The 20,482-nt window shown below is 32.1% G+C and carries 19 protein-coding genes, 2 pseudogenes and 1 riboswitch; of the genes and pseudogenes, 16 read left to right on the top strand and 5 right to left on the bottom strand.

What is annotated here, in order from left to right; all coding sequences use genetic code 11:
• The first annotated feature begins 379 nt into the window (after positions 1-379).
• The 8 genes and pseudogenes from M3600_RS26090 to M3600_RS26055 all read left to right on the top strand — a co-directional run bounded on the left by M3600_RS26090 (position 380) and on the right by M3600_RS26055 (position 4,615).
• Positions 380-604 carry a hypothetical protein gene (locus M3600_RS26090; RefSeq protein WP_251648127.1) on the top strand — a complete coding sequence of 75 codons (225 nt, stop codon included), beginning with the start codon at positions 380-382 and terminating at the stop codon, positions 602-604.
• Positions 605-642: 38 nt separating this feature from the next.
• Positions 643-915, top strand: coding sequence for a hypothetical protein (locus tag M3600_RS26085; protein WP_483870128.1), 273 nt, complete (start codon positions 643-645; stop codon positions 913-915).
• Positions 916-1,293: 378 nt separating this feature from the next.
• Positions 1,294-1,833 carry a SecY-interacting protein Syd gene (locus M3600_RS26080; protein ID WP_251648125.1) on the top strand — a complete coding sequence of 180 codons (540 nt, stop codon included), beginning with the start codon at positions 1,294-1,296 and terminating at the stop codon, positions 1,831-1,833.
• A 16-nt stretch (positions 1,834-1,849) separates the two neighbouring features.
• Positions 1,850-2,152 (top strand): annotated as a pseudogene (locus M3600_RS26075) (immunity protein YezG family protein); the annotation flags it as partial.
• Between the two features lie 121 nt (positions 2,153-2,273).
• Entirely contained in the window at positions 2,274-2,669 is a 396-nt protein-coding gene (locus M3600_RS26070) for an immunity 22 family protein (protein ID WP_251648123.1), read from the top strand.
• Positions 2,670-2,928: 259 nt separating this feature from the next.
• The gene (locus tag M3600_RS26065) at positions 2,929-3,612 is read left to right on the top strand and encodes an SMI1/KNR4 family protein (RefSeq protein WP_396953848.1); all 684 of its coding nucleotides are present in this window, start codon (positions 2,929-2,931) and stop codon (positions 3,610-3,612) included.
• A 94-nt stretch (positions 3,613-3,706) separates the two neighbouring features.
• Positions 3,707-4,051 (top strand): Imm6 family immunity protein, encoded by a 345-nt coding sequence (locus tag M3600_RS26060; protein ID WP_237942004.1) that lies wholly within the window; start codon positions 3,707-3,709, stop codon positions 4,049-4,051.
• A 402-nt stretch (positions 4,052-4,453) separates the two neighbouring features.
• Positions 4,454-4,615 carry a hypothetical protein gene (locus M3600_RS26055; protein ID WP_251648120.1) on the top strand — a complete coding sequence of 54 codons (162 nt, stop codon included), beginning with the start codon at positions 4,454-4,456 and terminating at the stop codon, positions 4,613-4,615.
• 500 nt (positions 4,616-5,115) lie between these two features.
• A riboswitch (cyclic di-GMP riboswitch) is annotated at positions 5,116-5,197 on the top strand.
• A gap of 358 nt (positions 5,198-5,555) precedes the next feature.
• On the opposite strand, the gene M3600_RS26050 is transcribed toward M3600_RS26055, so the two are convergent.
• Complete coding sequence (locus M3600_RS26050; RefSeq protein ID WP_251648118.1) at positions 5,556-5,963, bottom strand: hypothetical protein; 408 nt, start codon at positions 5,961-5,963, stop codon at positions 5,556-5,558.
• Between the two features lie 346 nt (positions 5,964-6,309).
• On the opposite strand from M3600_RS26050, the gene M3600_RS26045 reads away from it, so the two are divergent.
• Positions 6,310-7,179, top strand: a complete 870-nt coding sequence (locus M3600_RS26045; protein ID WP_251648116.1) for a PhzF family phenazine biosynthesis protein — start codon at positions 6,310-6,312, stop codon at positions 7,177-7,179.
• 26 nt (positions 7,180-7,205) lie between these two features.
• On the opposite strand, the gene M3600_RS26040 is transcribed toward M3600_RS26045, so the two are convergent.
• Positions 7,206-7,508: a hypothetical protein gene (locus tag M3600_RS26040; RefSeq protein WP_233315806.1), complete on the bottom strand. Its 303-nt coding sequence runs from the start codon at positions 7,506-7,508 to the stop codon at positions 7,206-7,208.
• A gap of 183 nt (positions 7,509-7,691) precedes the next feature.
• On the opposite strand from M3600_RS26040, the gene M3600_RS26035 reads away from it, so the two are divergent.
• From M3600_RS26035 to M3600_RS26025, 3 genes are all read left to right on the top strand, one after another.
• Positions 7,692-8,102 (top strand): VOC family protein, encoded by a 411-nt coding sequence (locus M3600_RS26035; protein ID WP_251648114.1) that lies wholly within the window; start codon positions 7,692-7,694, stop codon positions 8,100-8,102.
• A gap of 611 nt (positions 8,103-8,713) precedes the next feature.
• A complete protein-coding gene (locus M3600_RS26030; protein ID WP_251648113.1) occupies positions 8,714-10,147 on the top strand; it encodes a hypothetical protein in 1,434 nt (477 codons plus the stop codon).
• Positions 10,148-10,163: 16 nt separating this feature from the next.
• A complete protein-coding gene (locus M3600_RS26025) occupies positions 10,164-10,940 on the top strand; it encodes a glycosyltransferase family A protein (RefSeq protein WP_251648111.1) in 777 nt (258 codons plus the stop codon).
• A gap of 581 nt (positions 10,941-11,521) precedes the next feature.
• Here the strand turns inward: M3600_RS26025 and M3600_RS26020 are convergent.
• From M3600_RS26020 to M3600_RS26010, 3 genes are all read right to left on the bottom strand, one after another.
• Positions 11,522-13,432, bottom strand: a complete 1,911-nt coding sequence (locus tag M3600_RS26020; RefSeq protein WP_251648109.1) for a heparinase II/III domain-containing protein — start codon at positions 13,430-13,432, stop codon at positions 11,522-11,524.
• Between the two features lie 942 nt (positions 13,433-14,374).
• Positions 14,375-16,057 carry a methyl-accepting chemotaxis protein gene (locus M3600_RS26015; RefSeq protein ID WP_251648107.1) on the bottom strand — a complete coding sequence of 561 codons (1,683 nt, stop codon included), beginning with the start codon at positions 16,055-16,057 and terminating at the stop codon, positions 14,375-14,377.
• 529 nt (positions 16,058-16,586) lie between these two features.
• On the bottom strand, positions 16,587-17,363 hold the full coding sequence (locus M3600_RS26010) for an SGNH/GDSL hydrolase family protein (protein WP_251648105.1): 777 nt from the start codon (positions 17,361-17,363) through the stop codon (positions 16,587-16,589).
• 242 nt (positions 17,364-17,605) lie between these two features.
• Between M3600_RS26010 and M3600_RS26005 the strand changes: the two genes are divergently transcribed.
• The 4 genes and pseudogenes from M3600_RS26005 to M3600_RS25990 all read left to right on the top strand — a co-directional run.
• Positions 17,606-18,340 (top strand): YveK family protein, encoded by a 735-nt coding sequence (locus M3600_RS26005; protein ID WP_251648103.1) that lies wholly within the window; start codon positions 17,606-17,608, stop codon positions 18,338-18,340.
• Positions 18,341-19,039, top strand: coding sequence for a CpsD/CapB family tyrosine-protein kinase (locus M3600_RS26000; protein ID WP_251648101.1), 699 nt, complete (start codon positions 18,341-18,343; stop codon positions 19,037-19,039).
• A 67-nt stretch (positions 19,040-19,106) separates the two neighbouring features.
• Complete coding sequence (locus M3600_RS25995; protein ID WP_251648099.1) at positions 19,107-19,874, top strand: tyrosine-protein phosphatase; 768 nt, start codon at positions 19,107-19,109, stop codon at positions 19,872-19,874.
• Between the two features lie 129 nt (positions 19,875-20,003).
• A pseudogene (locus M3600_RS25990) lies at positions 20,004-20,360 on the top strand (sugar transferase); the annotation flags it as partial.
• Positions 20,361-20,482: the final 122 nt, after the last annotated feature.

The raw sequence follows: 20,482 nt of genomic DNA, 5'->3' as shown, positions 1-20,482 counted from the left end.
TATACCCAGAGTTTTTATAATCTTGCTAAGGAGTATTTTAAATCAATCAATAGTCAGAAGAGGAGAAATTGAAAAAGGTCATCATGTACAAGGTTTAGCATTTGGAGGAGAAAATGTTAATACAAATATAAAAGTAACTGGAGAATTAACTATTTCTACGAAACAACTTGATGAGTTGGATTTAGACTTCTATCATGAGATTCGGTTATGGTAAGAAGAATGCTAAGATATTAAAGATACATGAAGGTGAAAACGGCATTATTATATTTGAAAATAATCCGCAACATACTGAGGTTACAGTATTTCAAAATAAGTTGTTAAAATGGCAAAGAGACAAAAGGAAAAGATATTTTATTAAAAGGATAGAGGAAGGTGGAATATGGGACGGTATGTTAATCTAATGAACAGTATCTGGTTTGATGAGAAGCCAACTATGGAAAAGCAAGGATGGGTTTCAATTTGGTTAGGATATAACAATGATCAGGACTCCATCAGAGAGTATGTTGATTTAACTAGCTCTTCCAGACGACTCAACATTTACTGCAATTCCACCAGCATGCAATACCGCACTGGCAACCTCCATTTGGTTATCCAGATGTTTTAACAACGTCTGAAGATATAACTGGGATAGAGGTAGAGACATTGTTTAGAGTATTTTGTTTATATACTCTTATAGAAAGACCGAAGATTACTAGTGGTGAAACATTTAGCTTGGATTCGGATTCCCCTATATACTTATTGAGGCAAGAAAGCTGTACAATATTTGAGGATGATGACCTATTTTATAATCCATATGGGATGTGGAATCTAGTTTCTCACCAAGGACCAGAACAAACTTCAGCACTTACTTGTATGATGCAGCAAGTGCTTTTAACATTACTGACATATGATATGAAGATGATGAAAATGTATTAGAAGTCTAGACTGATTTTAGGAAAGAGGGTTAACTAGTATTGATAGATGGTTTGTTTAAGAATTTGTTGTAGAAGTAATTCAGTTTTCAAAAGACTTTAAAGGAAGACATACTAATAATATCTAAAAAAAGATTATTATTACTGATGATATAAAAAAGCAGAACATTTAGTATATGTTGAGGACGAATATAACTGGAAAATGGAAATGAAAATCCCTTTTTGAAGAATTGTTTTGAAATATATCCATTTGGTGCTTTTCATGTGGTTGGGAAAGGGGCTATCCAGACGGTAAAATCGGTGTGTGAAAAATGGAATAATAATACTGGATTGAATTGTAAGCTATATATGATCACAATGTAATCTGTTGGGGGGATATAACATGGAAGTAAAAAAGGCATTAGAACACTATTTTCAAAAACTTCTAAATGTATGGGATGTAAAATATAGTACATTTCCTCAAGTACCTTGGGATGAAGATATTAATCCTGTATTGTATTTAAGTAATCCAGATGAAGAAGAATATGTATATTGGAAACCTGTTGAAAAAAAAGAATTAGATAATTTTATAAACATAGAAAAAGTATTAGAGATGACTATTCATCATGCACTGAAGGAGTACTTCAATTCATATTTGTTCTTAAACTTACAAGGTTACTATGGAGCGAGATTAGTTAATCTTGAACCTGTTGAACCTGGTAAATCGATAGTAGATTTTTTTGAAGCAATGAAAACATACGAAGAGAACAAAGGAAGACAACTTAGATATATACAAGTGGGTTTTGTTTCTCCTGAAGAAATGGCTGTTATCTTTGATAATGAAACTGGACAGATATTCATAGAAAATGTTGAAACTGAAGAAAAAGAATTTCTAGTTAATTCACTTGCTGAATTGATAACTAACTTAAAAATTTTATTGTGATCACTTTCAAGATATTAAATATGACATCGATGAAGAGGAATTCGAGAAGAAAGAAGATATTTTGTATAAATTGAGTAAGAAACTAAGGAATGCTTTTAAGGGTAATCAGCAAGAACTTTGGTACTCTTTTACAATGTCCCTAAAGAATAATGGTGAATTTAAGATACATTACGATTATACAAATTGGTTCGATACGGACTATAGTTTTAGTGACCAAATGATTATTTGGAAAAATAAGTACTTAGGCAATGTACCAGAAGAAAATAGTAAAGCTTTAATTAATAAGTATCTTCAAGACTTTCCGAATAATCCTATCTAACAATACGGTCTCTATTAGGCAGTGGAAACAGATATAGCCTTGGGGGAATAATTTATAAAAAGGATATAATCATATTTCGAAAGATGAGTGTTACTAATTACGTTTGGTTGGGAGTGACATCATGGGAAATCCAGGTGTTATGTCGTTATGGATAGGTAATTTTAAAACAAAAAATAATCTAAAAGAATATATTGAAATTAAGTTTGATGAAGTTGGAGATAGAATTCAATCAGAATTTATGAACGATTTTGGTATGGATTTTACTAGCTATAACCAAGATCTTTTAGAAATCTCTTTTAGAGCGGTTTCAACTGCATCGTTGACTACCCTTTTAAGTGGATCTTCTTATGAATCTGTAATTTTATTGCAATTTGTTGAACATTATGGGGAAGTATTTTCAGAAACTTATGATTCTGTCATTAAATTATATGATTTCGAATACGAAGGGAATATCGAAAAAGTTAAATTTAAGGATGGAAATTTAACTTATTTAGGTTCCGTTTATTATGAGGAGTAGGATAATCCAGGTAGATTGGAAATTTGCTGATTATATATAAGGAGAATGTCTAAAAATATAAAAAAATATCTAAAGTCTGTGCCACGTGAATGGGCAGATTCTCCGTAATTAATAGACTAAGAAGTGTTGAATATATAACAAAGTGCTTAAGTTCATTTAATGCAATTGATGCCGTAGGTGAGCTAACAAAAGAAGAAATTAATGATTTAGTAAATAACATGAACCTTTTCTTTTAGAATAATAAAAAGGAATGATTTTATTGGATAAAATAGCTTTTCTTAAACAATATAGAAAGAGTATTGAGTTTGTATCTGACAAAGACTTGCTGCATATAGAAAACGGAAAAATACCGGGAAAATGGCTAGAGATCTTTCGAGAAGCAGATAAATTTATTCAAAAGGATAAATTAATAGCTTTATGGAAAAGTGTTTGTGAGAAGGAATTAAGCAATACAATTTCATACATAAAAGAAAATTTAGTGGAACTTGAATTAATTATAGATAATGGAGAATATGCAGTACTTTATAGTATTAAAAGTGAAGATGAAGAAATTCACTATTATGAAGGCGGTATTTCAACCAAGTCAGTACTAAATGATTGGGTAGCATTCCCAGAAGTGATTAAGGCGTTTTATGAAGAGTTACATAATGGCTTCTATTATTTCGCAAGTAGAGCTATGGGACTTGTGCCATTTGAGCACGTTACTCGTTTTGATGATTATGAATGGGGAATACTTGAGGAATTAGATGAACCATTAGGGATTAATATGGAAAAGACTTATGGTTTTTTTCAGAGTGGCATGGGAGGCTATGTTGCTATAGATTTAGACAACAGTATGGATGACACAGCAACACTGTGGTTTACTAATGATCAGCCAGAATATAATGTGAGTTTTTGGGATGTTGTGGATGAATGGATTGTGATTGGGATGCAAGATAATTAAAAAAGCTTCCTAATAATTTAATTTAATTGCATTGTAGATTTTTGTTTAAGGGGTCAGCATACAAAACAAATGAATTCTATTTTCAATATTTACAGTGAATATAATAGAGACCGTTGTTACTAATGAAATAGTATTCTCTGTAATCAATAAATCAGATGAAAGATATCCAGTTGGCAGAGATGCTTTGGATAAGTGCTGGCTTTGGGTAGAATCTGGGGCAGTAACAGGAGATGAGCTGTATGAGCTTATTGATAATGCTGACTATACAGGCATCTCGGAATATATGGAGGAAGAAGAAAACTTAAACATTGCTTTGATGTGGTCTCTGTTAGTTGATACTGTTGCTTATACAGCATGGGCAGCCTACAAACGAGAAGAAGTAAAATATTTACCGCAAGCACTGAAGGCTTTGCCGCTGATAGTATCACAATTATTTTAAACAGTGCGGTTGAAAATGATTTAATCCTAATAGAAGAGGCTGAGCAAATGAAGCTAGCTCTAACTGTTACCAACTTCACTGACACAGATAAAGTAGATAGACAAGATTTCTTAAAGCTAATCTTCAGTTAATAGACTATAAAAGAAAGATAGCTACAGAACGGAGGAGACAAATGTGGAGCGGCAGGAGAGCCATATATAAATAAGGGAATGGAGTTTGAATATATACAAAAGATAACATAACATTTCAATTAATTGTTAGAGACCCTGCCTCAGCACCTGCAGACTTTGAACTCAATGAAAATGAAACTACGAGAAGCTTGTAAAAAGAGAGGAAATCAGTAGTTTATATTATCTTAATCAGTATGCAAAGTATAAAGGCCATACCTTTCCAATCTGGGAGATGAAAGAAAATCAATTATTACTAGGCGAAGGAGATTTCTTTATTGCTAAGGAAATGGGCTTTCTGCCATCTGAACTGGCTTGGGAAAGAGGGCTGTATAAGAAGTGGGTTTTGAGTAGGGATGTGCAGGGTGTTTGGGAGGAGAGGACACTGCTTGAATAAGTCACATAGTAACCCATGCTAAAGTATTGGTTTCGCTCTAGCCTTAAGTTTATGGTTCTCTTACGCAAAAAAAGACCTTACCTAGAAGGTAAGGCACAAAAGTTATTAAGAACTTTCTTATTGTATAGGAAGAAATCATGTCTGTCTATGTGAAAATTCTAACAAATATGAGCAGTTTCTATTAGAAAAACTAGTCGTTTAGGCTGGGAAAAATTTTTATTAAATCTATATTATCATTTGACGATATATAAGTGTAAGTTCCCCAATCACACAAATAGTACCCCAACCCTAAACTATTGTGTTGATGTGGAGTTTCTTTTCTAGCCTTAAGAGCCTGATGTCCAATGGTGCTTTTAGGGTCTTTTTTTTGTTTAAGGGTAAATAATGTGAAGTTTTATAAACAGTTGTTTGTCTTCTCTGTAATAGATGTTAACAAGATGTAATGAGCTGTTAATGGAAAAACTATCATTATACTGTTAATATATCCATATATCTTTCCAATCAGACAAAGGCAAACCATCTTGAAAAAATGGGACGCAAAGTCACAGGTCTAAGGAAATCTATGATGGCTGGACTACCTCGATTGAAAATCATCAAGGGAGTGCTAACATGTTTTTCAAAGCAATTATTTGCCTATGTAAACGTAGGCATAAGTTCAGTTACTATACTGACAAGTGTGTACGATGTGGAAAGAAAAGAAAGTTTGAAAACTAACCTTATTGTCCTTCTCATTTTGAGAAGGACTTTTTTGTTTTATATAATCTGGAATTACTTACCTCTTTACCATTATAGCTTTTGGTAATATAATACCAATTATAAGTCTTATTTCCTATCTGAGGTATCTTGTTATATTCACACACTCACACACCGACAGATACCTTGGTTCTTTTAACCATACAACACAGTAAAGCCCTTATCTCATTGATAGGGGCTCTCTGTGTTAGGAAGAAGATTCATCTTGATAAAGCCTTCGCAAAGATTCCCTCTTAAAATGAGAAACATTAGGTTTTGCTTCGGTATGCTGTAACAGTTCTGTATATACCTCAAACGGCTTTTCATCCAAGTTATCAATTAAATCGTCGAGATTTTCCTTCACGATTACAGCAAACGTAACATCAGTATGCTCCTTGAATTCAACTAAACTGACACCAATATGCTCTAACACTTCTGTATCCTCTTCACCAAGTGGCTCTGCGATAATTGCCTGCACTTTTATTAGATTATCAGATGCCTCAAACTCTTCTGGGTTATCTTTATATACTGCTTCTAAGAAGGGATAATCTGATAACCGGGTTTTCCTCTTGCAGTCTTCTATAACAAGAAAGCCAATTACATAATTCCAATCCATCTGTTTTTGTTTGCATAAGTCTAAAGATTTCGAAGTCTTTCATTCTTAGTTCGCCAATTAGGTATACTTCTGGCATTTCAATATGTCACGCCTTCTTTCTTCATTAATATAGGTATAAGCTAATTAGAAGGGAAACTATTTACCCTTATCAATCGTAATAAAGCTACAGACATTTCTATAGAGTTGCTAATAAAGCTCGAAAGGTTACTTTTGGCAAAAATAATGTGGGTTGCATATCAACGCTGCTGAGTTTCTTTTCCTTAAGGTCATTAGAAAGAAACCTTGAATAAATTGATAGATTTATAATAATTATATATGCATAAATACCGAAAGGAAATGATATCCAATGAACATCCAAGTATTTATAGTAAATGCTTTTACAAAAAACAAATCAGGAGGCAATCCCGCAGGTGTTGTAGTGGATGGAGATGGACTGAGTGCAGAAAACATGCAGTACATTGCTTCTGAAATGGGTCTGTCTGAAACAGCCTTCATTCAAAGTTCTTCTGCAGCTGACTATAAAATCAAATACTTTACACCTGTGTCTGAGGTGGACTTATGCGGCCATGCAACAATTGGTTCTTTTGCGTTATTAGTGCAAAGAAAGGCTGTCAGCAAAAACAACTTTACAATTGAAACGAAAGCAGGCATCCTGCCAGTTCGAATAGAAGGGGAGAAAGTTTTTCTAACACAAAATAATCCCCAATTTGGTCAAGAGTTGGATAAAAAGGAAATTGCCGAGTCACTGCATATAAATGAGGCGGATATCATGACAACTCTTCCTATTAAGATAGTCTCAACAGGATTAAAGGATATCATAATTCCAGTCAAAAATAATCAAGTGCTTCAAACGCTTCAACCAGATTTTAATAGAATGAAAGAAATAAGCGCCAAGCTGGAAGTAGTCGGTTATCATGTCTTTACTTTAGATACAGATTCTGGAGTTGATGCCTTCTGCCGTAATTTTGCACCGCTATATGACATCAATGAGGAAAGCGCAACAGGCACGGCAAGTGGAGCGTTAACAGGCTATCTTTATAAACATAATGTAGTGAAGCCAGGCGCCACAAGCCTTATTTTTGAACAAGGACATGCGATGAATGCCCCATCAGAAATTATCTCTCATGTTAAGGTTGATGCTAATAATAATGTGGAAGCATTGGAAGTTGGCGGAGAGGGAATGTATATATCTTCTAAATGGATTGAATTATTATAAGAAAAAGGAGGGAGCACTTCTCCCTCCTAAGCTTTAAAGTCTTGAGGATAAACAGTCTGGAAATGATTCAGCAAGGAAGGTAAATGCTTCTGGAACTCAAGGCAAATTTGCTGCCCTGCAGGATATGGATAAATGGTTTTATTGCAGAAGGCACATACATCCTTTTCTTTAAAGATATGCATCACATTCAAAGGAAAAGGTCTTTTCTTATTGCCCACAAGAAACTGATATAAATGATCATTAAGGCGAAAGTTTATCTGATAGCCATCAAAGGAGCTCAAGTGGCTGATTTTAACATCTTTATATGATAAGCCTCTGACATTCAGCATAAGTACATCTCCGTTCGTTAATATAGGTCACAACTTATTTTCACTATAACACCCATAGAAAGCGCATTCAATTATTCTGTTCCAAAACATTATCTTTGCACAACTGAAAGGTATTTTCATCTAGGAGATAGAATAACAAATTTATGAGAAAATAATCGATTGAATTAAGGAGTGTGAAGAGAAATGACAGCTAACATCAGTACAAGGGGAAGAGTATTAGGTATCGCTTATAATGTTATCCCAACAGCAGATATGGAAAGAGCTGCTGAGTGGTGGACGGAAAACTTCGGCTTTAATGCAAGACATCATCAAGAAGATTCCGTCAGTTTATTCCGGGATGACCGACCTATCCTGCATCTTTTAAAAAGTGATGACATGTCTCGTGCCCACTTTCGTGTCGAAGGCAGAAAACGCTGGATCATCACCTTCTTCACCGACGATATTGAATTCCTTCATAAAAGGCTGTTAGCAAAAGGAGTACTGGTGAGCGACATCAGCTATGAAGGACATAATGGGAACTTTTTCACATTAGAGGACTTGGACGGGAATTTGTTTGATGTTTGGGAGCATCGGGAGGTTGAGTTGGTTTATTGAATTATAAATTAGGGGGTAACGAATGAAAAAGTAATTAGGACAAAGTAAAGGGAAATCTGTTGAAAACAGAAAACTAACAATTTCTATAGAACTAGAATTATGTATATATAGTACCTATCCTATTGAATTTGAGCAGTACTGCATATGGTTGAAAGGCCCGTCATGACATTTATTTTATATAAAGGGATTGCAGAGTAAACCATCTTACTATAAAATAAAAAAGTTCTTAATAACATTTGACCTTACCCTTTTATTGTGGGTAAGGCTTTTTTGTAAGAAGCATTGTTAGCACAAAAAGTTAACTTAATCCTTCTCAGTGAATGGTAATAATTAAAAATGTTAAATAAATCAGTGAGTGCAGGCTTGTAGATTTTTATGCTTTGTAAGGTATTAGTATCGATCTCTATCTTAGTATGGTAGATATTACCAGTACTGAGATATACTATAAATTAAACAGAGACGTATATAGTTTAATAGAGGGAGTTTATAAGAGCATATTTGATTAATTTCAATTGATTCCTTTATTTGGTTCTTTATGATGTATACAGTTGTAATGTTTTGTGTTATTTTATAGTAGTTATTTGAGGATTTTATTACTGGAGGCATTAAAATTGGTATTCAACAAAAAAGCAGTTTTATTAGCACCAATAATTGCGGTGATAATAGGGATTTTATCAATTAATCATACGTTACTACTAGCTTTCTTAGGAATAATAATTATAATCTCACTTTATATATTTTTTTGGAAGGAATCGAGAATAAAGAAGTATCTACCCCATATAATGATTATTGTATTATTACAAGATTTAATTGGGGGCTTTTTAAACGACTTGATACCTGAATCAGGGGTATTTGTTTCATACTTTGATGAGGCAATAATTATATTATTTCTACCAGTAATTTTAGTAAAGGCATTTTTGAAAAAGGAGATCAAAGGAAAACTCGTAATTTCAACTTTTATAATTATTCTTACATTTGGTGGAATTTCTAGTTTTATTAACCAAGTACCAATTCTTACAGCTTTCTATGGTGCTTTCTTAATGTTTAAAGGTTTAGCTTTTACGTTAATCTTTATGAATATTTCATATAACAAATATGACATAGAACGTTATATGAAATGGATAAAGGTTTTTGCAATTATAGTCGTAGTTTTCGCAATACTAGATTTCTTTTTCTATCGTCAGTTAAGGCCTATTCTACATACGGATCCAAATGTTGATATTAGAAATGGGATGGTAAGTGTAAAATCACTTTTTAACCACCCTTCTGTCTATGCTTGGTTTACTATTTTTGTAGGTACATATTTATTAAGTTGGTATGTAGTTAATAAAAATAGAAAATACCTTATGTATGGGATATTCTTTTTAGCTATTTCGCTACTATCTTTCCGCTTTAAATCAATTATAGCAATAATGATAATTATTATATTTATTTATTTCTTAACGGCAGGACTGAAAAGAGCACTGGCTTTTATGCTACCAGCTTCTATTTTAGCTGCTACGATTTTTTTGTTTATGGGTAGTTATATTATTAACATGGTGCAATTAACAATACAAAGGTATATAAATGTTGATATGTATGAATCTGCGAGAAATGCCTTTTATCAAGTATCATTCATGATAGGTAAAAATGATTTTCCTTTCGGGGAGGGTTTTGGTCGTTTTGGAGGACAGGTAGCACGGGAAAATTACTCACCTGTATATTATCAATACGGAATGGATAAAATCTATGGACTCTGGCCAAGTAATCCGATGTTTGGAACAGATACATACTGGCCATATATTCTTGGTGAAACTGGTTTTATAGGGACATTTACTTTATTCATTTTCTATATAACAGTAATAATAAAATTATTGAAGAGTTTTAATTCAATTGATGGAGTTACTATAAAATCTTTCGTTTTATTTTCATCTTTATCAATGTTACATGCCTTAACTGAGTCCTTAGGTGAACCGGTTTTTAATAGTGCTCCTCAAAATGTTTTTATATTTATATCACTTGGCATTGCCTTATCATTTACTAGCGCTAAACAAGAAAAAAACTAATAGGTAGGTAGATTTCATGATTTTTTTTGCAATTCCACTAAGGTCTAAACAGACTACAAATAATTGGGATAAAATACAAAAAATTTTCAACATCACTTTGCGTTCTATTTATGAACAACTTGATCCAAATTTTAAAGTATTAGTTGCCTGTCATGAGATTCCAAATTTAGACATTGATACTGATGATAGATTGGAATTTATACAAGTCGATTTCCCAACTCCAAACAATTGGGTTGAACAAGTCTATGATAAAGCTCACAAAAAAAGATATCTAGCAAAAAGGATACGAGAATTAGGTGGAGGACATGTAATGTTTGTTGATGCCGATGACATAGTTAGTAATAAAATATCCCAATTTGTTAATGAGAATAGTGAAGAAGCTGGTTGGATAATCAATTATGGTTACTCATTTGATGTTTCTTCCAAAAAAGTTCAAATGGTACCGCAATTTTATAGACTATGTGGAACATGTGCGATTATGCATTTAGATAAGGAAGATTTACCAGATACCGTCACTTATGAACATGTTGAACAAGAAAGAGAATTTATATTTGACTATTCACATTCGGAATGGCAAATTCAGTTTGAAAATAAAAAAAAGAAAAAACTAAAATCCCTGCCGTTTTTTGGGGCAATTTATATTACAAATACAGGTGAGAATATTTCAACTGATCACGAAGGTACTAAAAGAAAGTTATTTAAAAAATTATTACCATCGTATAAACCTACGTATAGAGTTCATAAATCCTTTCCAGTATTAGAAAATTATACTAGTCCAAAAATAAATATATAAATCTACCCCATAGTTATTTTTAACTCCTGTTCCGATAATGAAATGCTCTATTTCCATTGGAAATAATAAAAATCAAACGGTTTGAACCCTTTAGAATTAGAGGTTTAAGCCGTTTAATTTTATTTACACTAGGGACTATACTTGGTTATTTACCTTTTCAAATTGGTTAGAAGGCAAATTATATGAAATTAGAAGAATTTTTAGTAAATAATAATGTATTTGGGTAGAGGGCTAAATTTGTTTTTGTTACACTTACATTACAACTTAAAACCTACCGTTAATTATCATATAAACGTAGAGAATATTGTTAAAAAAATAGCTGCTTTTGAAAACAGTTTTAATTCTTGAGTACATGTTATCAACGGGAATTTTTTAAGTCTGTATTTTAATATATAACTAACCTTTAAAAGAAATTCTACTCACCTTGTATCAGTTTAAATCATAGTTGTTTTTCTCTATATTGAATAATTTTTCAACCTTTATACTAGGTGATACTCCCCTTATAACTAATAGTTTAGAAGTGGAAATAATTCAACCTTTAGGGGAGTATATTAATTAAGATTTAGACCTTTTGGTAAATTTTATGGTTCTATTGAAAATTCGACTGAAATTTTTGTGCTTTGAGTATTAGTTAAATGTATCGCTAATTTACGATAGCCTTCATTGTTATGTTGATTATCAATTGAAGGTGAACTTTGTAATGGAGTTGCCTCCATTATTGAGAATGTTGCAGTTGAAGGTGAATTTAGGTTAATATATAATATTTTTCCGTTCTGTATTAAAACTGCATTTTTTTTATTGTGACTTAGAATAATGTTTGCACGCGTATGCATAAACCAATAAATCTCCGAGGTGCTTTGCATTTCTATTTTGTCCTCTATTTTTATTTGTCTTCTATTGTCAACAAATGATAATTTTCTTTGTACTAAATTAGCTTCTTTATAAGCATCAGTCATATCAATTGTTACATGAGCTTCTTTATTATTAGAGGTAAATTGTTCTATTTCACCTTGTGCCTCTATATTTTGATCAGGTTCTTCAGTGGGATTGATTACAAGGGTATTTTGCCCTTCAGCCCTTTTACGATAATAACTCCATCTATTATCCCCAAAGTAGCCAGGTAAATTATAATTATCTGCCCCAAGCTCACTAGCCCACCTCTCTCCTAAAGCATCTAAGACGAAGGTTCCTATGTCTAAATCTCCATGATTAGCCTGATTATCTCCTGCATGAATACCGACAAACATAGTATTTGGATCTTCCCAAGAGCCACGCATTGTTACAATTCCAGTTTCAATATCTTTAAAGTATTTATCTAAAGGAATTTGGATATTTTTCTCATCTTTGTTATGTTTTCTGTACCAAATAATATTCATTGGGCTAAATTTATCATAAGCTGCAAAAGCGATATCTGCTTTATTATATTTATTTGAAAACCAAAATAACTGAGGTAAAGAACTAAAATTAGCTTCTTCAGCATCACCATTGTTAAAAATTCCGGATTTTCCAGAGATGTACAAAGGGTAATATCCTGTTTCAGCCAGCCCTTTATATTTTGATAAATCATAGTCAGTACCAAGCGCTGTATCCATAGAAGAAAGGGAATAAGCAATATAAATTGTAGAATAACCCCAATAACTAGGTCCTTCTTGAGTACCTTGCCCTAAGGCATATGTATTTAATGAGTTTTTAATAGATTTGATTGCATTTTGTAGTATTTCTCCACTTTTTTGTTCTAATTCTGGAGACTCATCTGCTATAGCAAGGGCAGCTAAAATAAGTCCACTATTACAAACAATATTCCAATTGTCTTGGTCATCTCTCCAAAATGTTGAAATATTTTCTTGATTTACTGTATTATTATAAACTTTTAAAGCTGGCAAGAAAGCCTTATTTACTAAAGCATTTTGTAAAGTATTCTTTTGATTGGTATCTAAGTATTCATATAACCAATCGTACCCGATTGCTACTGCTGTTGCCATTTCGGCTGTATCTAAAAAGTGAGATGGATTCCAATCAGGAAATTTACTATCTATTGATACAGTCTCTAATTCTTTCCATGCTCTTTCAGCATATTGGGTATTTCCGTTTAAATTATATAACAAAGAAAGAGTAATAACTCTATCTAGTACAGTCCTGCTTATAGGTAAAAGTCTAATACCATCACTTTTATTGTATAATACTAAGGGAGAGTTTAAGAGTTCATTGCCTTTTTTTAGAAGCTCATCGTACCATTTTTTCACATAGTAGTCGGTTTTAAGTGACTCTCTTATTTTTTTTACATCTTCACCGTTAGCCATTAATCTAGGATGTTCATTATTAGGGGATGCTTTTTTTAAATCTGCTAATATTTCGTCAGAATTTGGGTTTTGAAGAATTAGTTTTTCACTTTTCTCACTAATAGTTTTCTTTTCATCTCTATTAAAGTGTAAGAATAAAGAAGTAAACAAAAGTATAAGGATAATAGGAATAATGAAAACATACTTTTTCATTGAAACCTCCTCGAATTTTTATTTTTGCTTGCTAAGTTTATGTCTGTAAGAATTAACCCAGAGTATTATAGAGCCATTTATATATGTGGTATAGTTATTAATAATTAGAAAGTTGTAGTATTAGGATAGAGAATTCAATATATGTAGGGTTGTTTTTTATTATAGCATTCAAATGTTTATTTTATTAATCTATATACAATTCTGCTTATATTATTTCTTATTTTCACACTTTTAATCTTTACCGTGGAGTAGTAAATGTGATTTTTTTTCGTTACAATCCCTTCAAAGCCTTATCTGAAAAACACCTTTTTATGGAAAAAACAGGTTAAAGGGATGTGGGGTTTTAGTTATATAATTTATTCTAATCCATTTTTTTGAAGAATGATACATATGTATTTAAAAGATATTATAGAAAAAGGAACCTCATTATTTTATTTAGTAATTACTTATCATTAGTATATACAATACTGACAAAAAACTAAGTTTAATATAAAAATAATTTTTACATAATGCGAGGGAGAAACTTATGAATAAAGATGTTATACAGAACTTATCATATGTAGTAGTTATGATAAAAAAAGAAGAGATAAATATAGCTTGATGGAAGCATTATTTATATGATTCAGTAGTATTAAGTTTTTTCCTAGAACAAATTCTATTTTATAGATATCGTATGCCCTAGTTTTATTATAGTATTTCTCTTAAGCGTTTCATCGAACTAGATATAATAAAGAGTACTGCTTCGAATCTAGGAATCTTAGGATTGCCAGACTAATCAACCAGTTACTCTCTATCTATCTTGTTTCATATTTTTACCAGTAATTATATTTTTAATATGATGTATTGTCTACAATAGTATGTTCTTATATAAAGTACATCTAAATAATAATATATTATAAATTAGGATGCTCATTTAGAATAACCTCTAAAATCCATGGGAAATTATTTTATCTTGAATCTTTCCATTGTATCATTAAGTTCCTTAGACATCTCATTCAGCTCATTTATCAAACAGCCCACTTGTTCATTAGTTGCAGTTTGATTTTGAGAAGCAGAGGCTACAGCATTAACATGGTCAACATTTTCACTTGCAATAGCGGCTAGTTCATCAGCAGAGGCTGTGATTTCCTCAACACTAGCAGACAGTTCCTCTGATGTAGCAGAGATATCTTGAATCTGAGCGACGATATTTTCGATAGAAGCTAAAATGTTTTTAAAGGCTAAACCAGCATTATTAGCTGCAAATAAGCTGCTTTCCATTTCACTTTTACTTTTAATAGTTGAAGTGACTGCTGTTTCTGTATCATGTTTAACTGCTGCAATCAAATCAGCAATTTCCTCCGCAGATGCTTTAGAGTTCTCTGCAAGTTTTCTAACCTCTGTTGCAACAACAGCAAAGCCTTTACCATGTTCGCCAGCTCTTGCAGCTTCAATTGTCGCATTAAGAGCAAGCAGGTTCGTCTGCTCTGCAATATTAGTGATAACCTCTGATATTGCTCCAATTCTATTTGTTCTTTCTCCGAGACCTTCCATAATGGAAACTGTTTCCGTAACAGTACTGTTTAAGCCCTTTAACTCATCCAAAGTTTCTTGAATAACTTTATTACCTTCACTTGCTGCGTCATTAACACGGACTGAGTAGTCGGCAACTGAAGAGGAGGAGCTTGCAATAAGCTCAATACCTTTTGCACCTTCAGACATCGTTGTAGCCATGTCATTAGCTGTATTCTTTTGAAGCATGGAACCGATAGATACTTGTTCAAAAGACTCAAGAATTCCACCTGATTGGGCCTCCAAATCATGTCTTGCACCAAGCAGCTGACTCGAAGTGTTCAACAATCTTCCTTCTGTTGTTTTAATGCGGTCAATCATGCCTACTAAGTTTGCGACCATCATATTCACAGCATTAGCAAGCTGCGAGAATTCATCCTTACTATTGATAGAAAGTGGTTCTCCAGATAAATCATTATTACTAATTTGAGTAAGTCTTCCTTCAATTACTTTGATTGGTTTTACGACAGTGTAAATCATCCATGCAGCCACAGCTAACACAATCACTGTAGTTAAAACAGCCATTACCATAAATACATTCTTCTGGGCATGATTTTCCGAGATGATGCTATCACTTGTTTTAAATAATTGCCCATCAACTGTATCCTTTATCTTATCCCAAGCATCCATAGCATCTGACGACCACACTTGGCAGTATTGTTCCATTAATGGTATTGCAGCATCAAAACCGCCTTCATCGTAAGCAGGAATAACTTGATCTGTAATGAGGTTCTCCCATTTTGCCGTTTTCGCAACAGCATCAGCAAAATCTGCATTATCCCCTAATATTTCTTTCATTTCATCCATTAACAAGTCAGCTTCCTCTGTTTTCTGAGCAAACTGCGTTTTATATTTTTCATTTCCATATAACACATAACCACGAGCGATAATAACACGTTCCGCAACATTTTCCTCCAGGTTATTTGCCAAAGAAACAAGTCTATAATCTGTATCAATTAATGTTGCCATCTGATTATCAGCACGATCATTTCCCCAATAACCAACAACAGCAAACCCAATAATAAACAATAATATCGCACCGAAACCAATAAACACTTTTCTTCTAATTCCCATTTTTGCCCCTCACAATAACTATAATTTATAATTTTTGATATTAAGAATTTTGGAACTGAAATATATTTGTATAAAAAACGTCCTTAGCAATAACGCTTCAAAGAACATGAATAAATGCTCATTCTTATGAATTAAATCCTGATAATCACCTCATTATTATTATTTTAGAGGAAAAAACACTATAACAGTGACTAAATACCCAAGTATTTTTGCCTATAAACCTAATTGTAATATTTTTTTATAGAAAAAATTATTTATTACAATTCAAGTAGGAGTTTAACGGGAAGGTGAGGATAAAATTATATTTGGGTAACATTGCAGTCTTCTAAAATACATAGTGATATGTTTATATAAACAACGTTTAAATATGTATATATAATAGAAGAAACTAGGAAGCGTTTACATTTAATTAGGAGGAAAAAAGGTAATAATTTTACAAAAGTACTATTTACCGATGGTTTTCAGGTGTTATTATAAAATGTGCGTTATATAGAATGAGTGATCAGTAAAATAGCGAGCTTAAAGCTCGCTATTCGGAAATCAAATAATCTGAGAGGTAATCACTCCATAATTTAAATCCAGACTCATTAGGTCGTGCATCAGCATTAAGATAATCATTTACAGTAACATCATTGCCTGCTGGCCATACCTCCCAATGATTCAAATATGTAAGGTTTTGGTCTTTTGCATATTCCTGCAACGCAGCAACTTGCATAGGATATAGATTTGCATCATATATTTGATTTGGCGGTTGCAGAATAAACGTAACATCAGGAAGAGCCGCAGCCGTTTCCTCCATAATAGAGGAAATATTTGATATAGTGTCAGGAATCGCCACAACATTATTATCGTTTAAGAGAAATGGTTCAAAAATGACCATATCAGGCTTCAAATCAACTAGCTTTTCTTTTTCATTGTTAAGTACATAATCAGCTGTTGTGTTTTCATAAACAATACTTTCAAGCTCTACATGCTTTTCATATTTTTCAGAGAGAGCTTCTTTTAAATAATTTTGCAAACCAAGAGAATCACTGCCGATTGAATTAGATCCAAGCAGGACAATTTTAAAAGTTTTATTGCTGTTTAATTTGTTTTCTAATTGCTCCTTAGCTTCCTCAGGCCAATTAGCAGCAAGCTCTAAATAATACTCCTTATCGATTTCAGGTTCAGCTTCTGTATTAGTGTCAGATTTGGTGATAGTTGGAGTAGAAGCTCGTTCAGAACTTCTTGAATTCCAATGAATATTACCAAATACCAATACAGCAGCAAGTATTAAAGCAAGAACTGTGACTATTAAAGTTTTCATTATAACCTCCAAACAAAATTAGGATATTTTAATTATGTAAAAAAGAAAAGGAAAGGTAAATCCCTGTATTTTTAGGGAAAAATTTCCCAAGTTTAAATTAATACTATTAAAATAACAAAATACTTGATAAAGTAAAAGAGCAAATGTAAGCAATCTACTAAAATTATGTCAAGATTCGACAGATTTAGCAATAAATTATGCTATAATGATACATGTTTTTATATTTTTTCTAGGAGGCAGTTATGGAAGAAACAATTAGCTTAAAGGAATTATTTCAAACATTAAAGAAAAGAATTGTATTAATTATATCAATTACTTTACTAGCAATGATTGGGAGTGGAATAGTAAGTTATTTTTTATTAACACCAGTATATAAATCTTCTACTCAAATTCTTGTAAATCAAACAAAAACGGATGAATCAACTTTTTATAATACTAATGAAGTGCAAACTAATATACAGCTTATTAGTACCTACAGTGTCATATTAAAAAGTGCCGCTATATTGAATTCAGTAAAAGAAGAGTTAAACTTGAATATGAATGTTTCTTCTTTAAATAATAAAATTACGGTTGAGAATGCACAGAATTCTCAAATCATGACTGTTTCAGTTACTGATGCTGATCCTAAGGTTGCATTAGAAATTGCTAACAAAACTGCTGAAGTTTTCGAAAAAGAGATAAAAAAAATAATGAGTGTGGATAATGTAACTATTCTTCCACTTGCAGATGATCAAGAAAATCAATCTCCTATAAGTCCTAATCCACCGATAAATATTATCATTGCAGGAGTAATTGGTTTATTAGTGGGAATCGGGCTAGCATTTTTATTAGAATACTTAGATAATACTATTAAAAATGAGAGTGATGTAGAAAAGTTACTGGATTTACCTGTGTTGGGTGCTATTACAGTAATTGATGAGAGTTTTGATGCCAAACTGAGAGGTTCAAATAATGGAAGAATACGGGGTGCAAGTTAAATGCCGATAAGTAATAAAAAAAAATTACTTGATAGTAAAAGGAAGCTAATAGCTAAATATGATCCTAAATCACCAATTTCAGAACAATATAGGACTATACGTACAAATGTATTATATTCAAGTATTGATGAAGAAATTAGGTCTGTAATGGTTACATCATCCGGACCGGGAGAAGGAAAATCAACTACTACTGCAAATTTAGCTGTTGTTTTTGCTCAACAGGGGAAAACTGTATTGTTGGTGGATGCAGATTTGAGAAAGCCAACTGTTCATTATACTTTTAAACTAGAAAATAGAAGTGGGCTAACTTCTGTACTTACTAATCAAGTTAATCTTATGGAGGCTGTTAATAAAACTGACGAGAATAATCTATATGTTCTGCCGAGTGGACCAATTCCTCCAAATCCTTCTGAGTTATTAGGTTCTAAAGCAATGCATAAATTCATGGAAAAAGTACTTGAAGAATTTGACTTCGTAATTTTTGATACTCCACCAGTATTAGCAGTAACTGATGCGCAAATTTTAGGGAATTTATGTCAGGGAAGTATTTTAGTAGTTAGCAGTGGGAAAACGGAGAAAGACTCATTGTTAAAGACAAAAGAACTATTAACTGCAACTAATGGTCGTCTTTTAGGCATTGTCTTAAATAATAAAAAATTAGATAAAAAGGGAAATTATTATTATTACGGAACAAACTAACTAATAGTTTGTTCTGTGTATTTATTTTTTAAATTTATGAGTTAGAAGGAGTGAAGGTGAATTAACTATGATAGATATTCATTGTCATATATTACCTGGAGTGGATGATGGTCCGGAAAAAACAGAGGAAAGTATATTAATGGCAAAAGAAGCAGTTAAGGAAGGAATAAAAACTATAATTGCAACACCACACCATAGGAATAATAGGTATTACAATTCTAAAGAAGAAATATTAAAAAAAGTCAATAAACTCAATGATGAGTTAACTGAAATTGATATCCCACTTACTATTCTTCCAGGTCAGGAAAATCGAATTTTTGGAGAGTTAATAGAAGATTATCGAAAAGGTGAAATTTTAACACTCAACAATAGTGATTACCTGTTTATTGAATTTCCAACTTCATCGGTTCCGAGATATGCCGAACAATTACTCTATGATATACAACTTGAAGGCCTAACACCAATAATTGTTCATCCGGAAAGAAATAAAGAGTTACTTGATAATCCTACAATCTTATATAACTTTATTAAAAATGGAGCTCTTTCCCAAGTTACTGCTGCAAGTTTATGTGGGTATTTTGGGAAATCTATTCAAAAATACTCTAAGTTATTAATTGAACACAATTTAACTCATTTTATTGCTTCAGATGCACATAATTTAAGAAATCGAAGTTTTAAGTTTAGTCAAGCTTTTGAAATAATTCAGAAAGAATATGGAAGTGAATTGTTCTATTTTTTTGTGGAAAATGCAGAGCTATTATCCAAGGGGAAGATAATTGAAAAGGATATTCCTGTACCAATAATGAGAAGAAAAAAATTCCTAGGGGTATTTTAAAGGATAGGGATACTTCTAATCAGTATATTCCCGTTAGACATTAAATATCATAAAGTCTAAAATGTGAAAAATGGAAAATCTTAAAAGAATAATAGTCAATTAATATTCTATTAAAAAGGAGGTGCTTCCATGTCTAAGATAGTTAAACAAAAGTCATATCTTACTTCTCAGGAGTTAGTTCTTTCTAGTCCCAACTCTAAAGGTTATTATGTTTTCAAAAGGATTATTGATGTAATGGGGGCATTATTTGGTTTAATATCACTTAGCTTTGTGTTTGCTATAATAGCAATTCTAATTAAATTAGAAGATCCAAAAGGAAAGGTGTTTTTTAAACAGATTAGGATTGGGAAAGATGGAAAAGAATTCTTCATGTATAAGTTTAGGTCTATGGTTGCGGATGCTGAGGAAAAACTTCATCAATTATTAGTACATAATGAAATTGAGGGTGCTATGTTTAAAATGAAGGAGGATCCACGGATTACTAAACCAGCTAATAGTTTGTCAATATTTTTCATTAAATACTAAAAATATTTCATGTTATACTAAAAAAGGGTATACCAAATAACCTTCCTACTTCTCATAATTGGAAGGTTTTACGTTATTTAGTT

This window comes from Niallia sp. MER 6 (assembly GCF_023714395.1).
Taxonomy (GTDB): domain Bacteria; phylum Bacillota; class Bacilli; order Bacillales; family Cytobacillaceae; genus Niallia.
This window is presented reverse-complemented; position numbering and strand designations above follow the sequence as displayed.

What these genes read in the sequence shown, in the direction of transcription:
- M3600_RS26090 (WP_251648127.1), top strand. Translation starts at nt 380, where the DNA reads ATGGGACGGTATGTTAATCTAATGAACAGTATCTGGTTTGATGAGAAG.
- M3600_RS26080 (WP_251648125.1), top strand. Translation starts at nt 1,294, where the DNA reads ATGGAAGTAAAAAAGGCATTAGAACACTATTTTCAAAAACTTCTAAAT.
- M3600_RS26070 (WP_251648123.1), top strand. Translation starts at nt 2,274, where the DNA reads ATGGGAAATCCAGGTGTTATGTCGTTATGGATAGGTAATTTTAAAACA.
- M3600_RS26055 (WP_251648120.1), top strand. Translation starts at nt 4,454, where the DNA reads ATGAAAGAAAATCAATTATTACTAGGCGAAGGAGATTTCTTTATTGCT.
- M3600_RS26050 (WP_251648118.1), bottom strand. Translation starts at nt 5,963, where the DNA reads ATGGATTGGAATTATGTAATTGGCTTTCTTGTTATAGAAGACTGCAAG.
- M3600_RS26045 (WP_251648116.1), top strand. Translation starts at nt 6,310, where the DNA reads ATGAACATCCAAGTATTTATAGTAAATGCTTTTACAAAAAACAAATCA.
- M3600_RS26040 (WP_233315806.1), bottom strand. Translation starts at nt 7,508, where the DNA reads ATGCTGAATGTCAGAGGCTTATCATATAAAGATGTTAAAATCAGCCAC.
- M3600_RS26035 (WP_251648114.1), top strand. Translation starts at nt 7,692, where the DNA reads ATGACAGCTAACATCAGTACAAGGGGAAGAGTATTAGGTATCGCTTAT.
- M3600_RS26025 (WP_251648111.1), top strand. Translation starts at nt 10,164, where the DNA reads ATGATTTTTTTTGCAATTCCACTAAGGTCTAAACAGACTACAAATAAT.
- M3600_RS26020 (WP_251648109.1), bottom strand. Translation starts at nt 13,432, where the DNA reads ATGAAAAAGTATGTTTTCATTATTCCTATTATCCTTATACTTTTGTTT.
- M3600_RS26015 (WP_251648107.1), bottom strand. Translation starts at nt 16,057, where the DNA reads ATGGGAATTAGAAGAAAAGTGTTTATTGGTTTCGGTGCGATATTATTG.
- M3600_RS26010 (WP_251648105.1), bottom strand. Translation starts at nt 17,363, where the DNA reads ATGAAAACTTTAATAGTCACAGTTCTTGCTTTAATACTTGCTGCTGTA.
- M3600_RS26005 (WP_251648103.1), top strand. Translation starts at nt 17,606, where the DNA reads ATGGAAGAAACAATTAGCTTAAAGGAATTATTTCAAACATTAAAGAAA.
- M3600_RS26000 (WP_251648101.1), top strand. Translation starts at nt 18,341, where the DNA reads ATGCCGATAAGTAATAAAAAAAAATTACTTGATAGTAAAAGGAAGCTA.
- M3600_RS25995 (WP_251648099.1), top strand. Translation starts at nt 19,107, where the DNA reads ATGATAGATATTCATTGTCATATATTACCTGGAGTGGATGATGGTCCG.